This is a genomic window from Klebsiella sp. JB_Kp004 (genome assembly GCF_040065795.1).
GTDB lineage: Bacteria > Pseudomonadota > Gammaproteobacteria > Enterobacterales > Enterobacteriaceae > Klebsiella > Klebsiella quasipneumoniae.
In genome coordinates, this window is sequence record NZ_JBEAKW010000023.1 from 1 (window position 1) to 3,313 (window position 3,313).

At 55.3% G+C, this 3,313-nt stretch carries 3 protein-coding genes and 5 tRNA genes; 6 read left to right on the forward strand and 2 right to left on the reverse strand.

What is annotated here, in order from left to right; all coding sequences use genetic code 11:
• Positions 1-96 precede the first annotated feature (96 nt).
• Positions 97-172 (reverse strand) — tRNA-Ala (locus tag ABLX76_RS13745).
• 219 nt (positions 173-391) lie between these two features.
• On the opposite strand from ABLX76_RS13745, the gene ABLX76_RS13750 reads away from it, so the two are divergent.
• Together ABLX76_RS13750 and ABLX76_RS13755 are read left to right on the forward strand one after the other, a co-directional pair.
• Positions 392-745, forward strand: coding sequence for a YfeC-like transcriptional regulator (locus ABLX76_RS13750; RefSeq protein ID WP_048336276.1), 354 nt, complete (start codon positions 392-394; stop codon positions 743-745).
• 3 nt (positions 746-748) lie between these two features.
• Positions 749-1,141, forward strand: coding sequence for a YfeC-like transcriptional regulator (locus ABLX76_RS13755; RefSeq protein ID WP_048297981.1), 393 nt, complete (start codon positions 749-751; stop codon positions 1,139-1,141).
• Between the two features lie 52 nt (positions 1,142-1,193).
• On the opposite strand, the gene gltX is transcribed toward ABLX76_RS13755, so the two are convergent.
• Positions 1,194-2,612 (reverse strand): glutamate--tRNA ligase, encoded by a 1,419-nt coding sequence (gene gltX / locus ABLX76_RS13760; RefSeq protein ID WP_004202014.1) that lies wholly within the window; start codon positions 2,610-2,612, stop codon positions 1,194-1,196.
• A 259-nt stretch (positions 2,613-2,871) separates the two neighbouring features.
• On the opposite strand from gltX, the gene ABLX76_RS13765 reads away from it, so the two are divergent.
• The 4 genes from ABLX76_RS13765 (at position 2,872) to ABLX76_RS13780 (ending at position 3,311) form a co-directional block, all read left to right on the forward strand.
• Positions 2,872-2,947 (forward strand) — tRNA-Val (locus ABLX76_RS13765).
• A gap of 45 nt (positions 2,948-2,992) precedes the next feature.
• A tRNA-Val gene (locus ABLX76_RS13770) sits at positions 2,993-3,068 on the forward strand.
• Between the two features lie 45 nt (positions 3,069-3,113).
• Positions 3,114-3,189, forward strand: a tRNA-Val gene (locus tag ABLX76_RS13775).
• Positions 3,190-3,235: 46 nt separating this feature from the next.
• Positions 3,236-3,311 (forward strand) — tRNA-Val (locus tag ABLX76_RS13780).
• Positions 3,312-3,313: the final 2 nt, after the last annotated feature.

Below are 3,313 nucleotides of genomic sequence, written 5' to 3' on the forward strand. Positions count from 1 at the left end.
AACCGCTGACCTCTTGCATGCCATGCAAGCGCTCTCCCAGCTGAGCTATAGCCCCACAGGACCTCTTTACGAACCAAATCCGCTGGGTGCAGAATTTGGTGGAGCTAAGCGGGATCGAACCGCTGACCTCTTGCATGCCATGCAAGCGCTCTCCCAGCTGAGCTATAGCCCCGTAACGTAAAGCGTGTCGTGTTGACGGGCGGCATAATATGAATTCCTCGCTCAGGTGTCAACGGCAAAATTATCCTTCTCGATTCAATCGCTGAAAAAGCAGGCAACCTGCTGAGATTGCGAGCCTTATCGCAGCCAGAAGTTAAACAGGTCACCTTTTCCAGTAAAAGGATGCTATAACATGGACAGCTAATTCCCATACATTTACTCAGGAAATAGTATGCTCAAGGAACGAATGACACCTGAAGAAATCGCCCATCTGACCGGCTACAGCCGGCAAACTATCAATAAGTGGGTGCGGAAAGAAGGCTGGCAGACCTCTCCGCGGCCTGGCGTCCAGGGCGGTAAGGCGCGCCTGGTCCATGTCAATGAGCAAGTCAGGGAGTTTATCCGCAGCGCCCAGCGCGTGGCGGAGACGCCCGGCACCTATTCTCCCCACGACAGCGATCTGGAAACGCTGCTGCTGACCCTCTGTAAAGAACTCACTCCCAGCGAGCAGAAGCAGCTTATGTCGCTGCTGTTGCGCGAGGGGATCACCGGGTTACTGCTTCGGTTAGGGATCCGCGATCGGTAAACCATGATGAAACTAAAAGATAAAATGACGCCCGCAGAGCTTGCCGACTGCCTGGGGCTGGCGAGACAAACGATCAATCGCTGGGTTCGTGAGAAGAAATGGCGCACGGAAACGATACCCGGCGTCAAAGGGGGACGAGCGCGGCTGGTGGTCATCGACCAACCGGTGCGCGAGTTTCTGACGAACATTCCCGCCAGACGCCATCTGTTTAGCGACAATCATCTCGCGGAATCGCCAGGCGCTTACCTGGTCAATGAGGCGGAGGCGATCTGGCGGCAAATCACAGAAACCCTGCAACTGATGACTCCGGCAGAACAGCTACAGCTCCGCGACCTGCTGGCCCGGGAAGGGATTAGCGGTTTTCTTGCCCGCCTCGGCATCGCCAGCCCGGCGTAACAGACAAAAAAAACGGCAGGGGTATCCTGCCGTTATATCATCTACGTCCCCGTCAGGACGCCTGGCCTTCGCGCTCAGCGATAAAAGCCAGCGCTTTATTGATACGCTCTACGCTACGGGACTTGCCGATTGCATGGACGGTAACGTCAAGCGCAGGAGACTGCCCTGCACCGGTAACGGCCACGCGCAGTGGCATACCGACTTTGCCCATGCCCACTTCCAGCTCATCAGCGGTCGCCTGAATCGCGTGGTGGACGTTTTCCGCCGTCCAGTCGCTAATCGCCGCCAGCTTGTCGCGGACGACTTCCAGCGGCTGACGCGCTACCGGACGCAGATGTTTCTTCGCCGCGTCGGCGTCGAATTCAGCGAACTCTTCATAGAAGTAGCGGCAGCTCTGGGCAATCTCTTTCAGCGTTTTGCAACGCTCGCCCAGCAGCTTCACCAACTCGGCCAGCTGCGGACCGTTGCGGGTATCGATATTTTCCTGCTCAATATGCCACTGCAGATGCGTCGCCACATACTCCGCCGGCAGCGTATTGATGTAATGATGGTTCAGCCACAGCAGCTTGTCGGTGTTGAACGCACTCGCGGATTTGCTGACCGCCCCCAGCGAGAAGAACTCGATCATCTCTTCGCGGGTGAAGATCTCCTGATCGCCATGGGACCAGCCCAGACGCACCAGATAGTTCAGCAGCGCTTCCGGCAGGTAGCCATCGTCGCGATACTGCATCACGCTGACCGCCCCGTGGCGTTTGGAGAGTTTCTTGCCATCGTCGCCGTTGATCATCGATACGTGCGCGTATACTGGCACCGGCGCATTCAGCGCTTTAAGGATGTTGATCTGGCGCGGCGTGTTGTTGATATGATCTTCACCACGGATCACGTGGGTGATCGCCATGTCCCAGTCATCCACTACGACGCAGAAGTTGTAGGTCGGGGAACCATCGGTACGGCGAATGATCAGATCGTCCAGCTCCTGGTTGCTGAACTCGATAGGTCCGCGGATCTGATCGTCAAAAATAACCGACCCTTCCTGCGGGTTGGCGAAACGCACCACGCACGGCTCATCGTCGGCATGATGCTCGTGGCTATGGCGGCAGCGTCCATCGTAACGCGGCTTCTCACCGTTCGCCATTTGCTCTTCGCGCAACGCTTCCAGACGCTCTTTTGAGCAATAGCATTTATAAGCGGTACCGGCTTCCAGCATCTCATCGATCACGTTGTTATAACGATCGAAACGTTTAGTCTGGTAATAGGGACCTTCGTCCCATTGCAGATTCAGCCAGTTCATGCCATCCATGATGGCTTCAATTGCTTCCGGGGTGGAGCGTTCGAGATCGGTGTCTTCAATACGCAGTACAAACTCACCGCCGTGGTTACGGGCAAAAAGCCAGGAATAGAGAGCAGTACGCGCACCGCCAACGTGCAGATAGCCGGTTGGGCTTGGCGCGAAGCGAGTTTTGATTTTCATGAATTGGCCTTACGTTTAATAAAGATGCCGATAGCCGGCAATGTCCGGTGGAAATTATGGGTCAATATTCTAACACCGTGGGCTGATTCCTCAATGTTGTTCCCGCCGGAACGTCGCGGTTTGCCGTTTTTGTTTATAAATCATGCTATGACGCCGGTTTTGCGATCGCTTTGTTTAATTTTACGACGAACGAACGAATTCTTTAGAAAAGGCGTTGACTCATTTTCAACTCTCCCTATAATGCGACTCCACACAGCGGGGGTGATTAGCTCAGCTGGGAGAGCACCTCCCTTACAAGGAGGGGGTCGGCGGTTCGATCCCGTCATCACCCACCACTACTTAACGTAGTCTCCGCCGTGTAGAACAGAAAATTGAGAAGTGGGTGATTAGCTCAGCTGGGAGAGCACCTCCCTTACAAGGAGGGGGTCGGCGGTTCGATCCCGTCATCACCCACCACTACTTAACGTAGTCTCCGCCGTGTAGAACAGAAAATTGAGAAGTGGGTGATTAGCTCAGCTGGGAGAGCACCTCCCTTACAAGGAGGGGGTCGGCGGTTCGATCCCGTCATCACCCACCACTTTCTCGCCAGCTGGATTTTCTGTCAAAATGTGAAGTACCGAAGTGGGTGATTAGCTCAGCTGGGAGAGCACCTCCCTTACAAGGAGGGGGTCGGCGGTTCGATCCCGTCATCACCCACCACT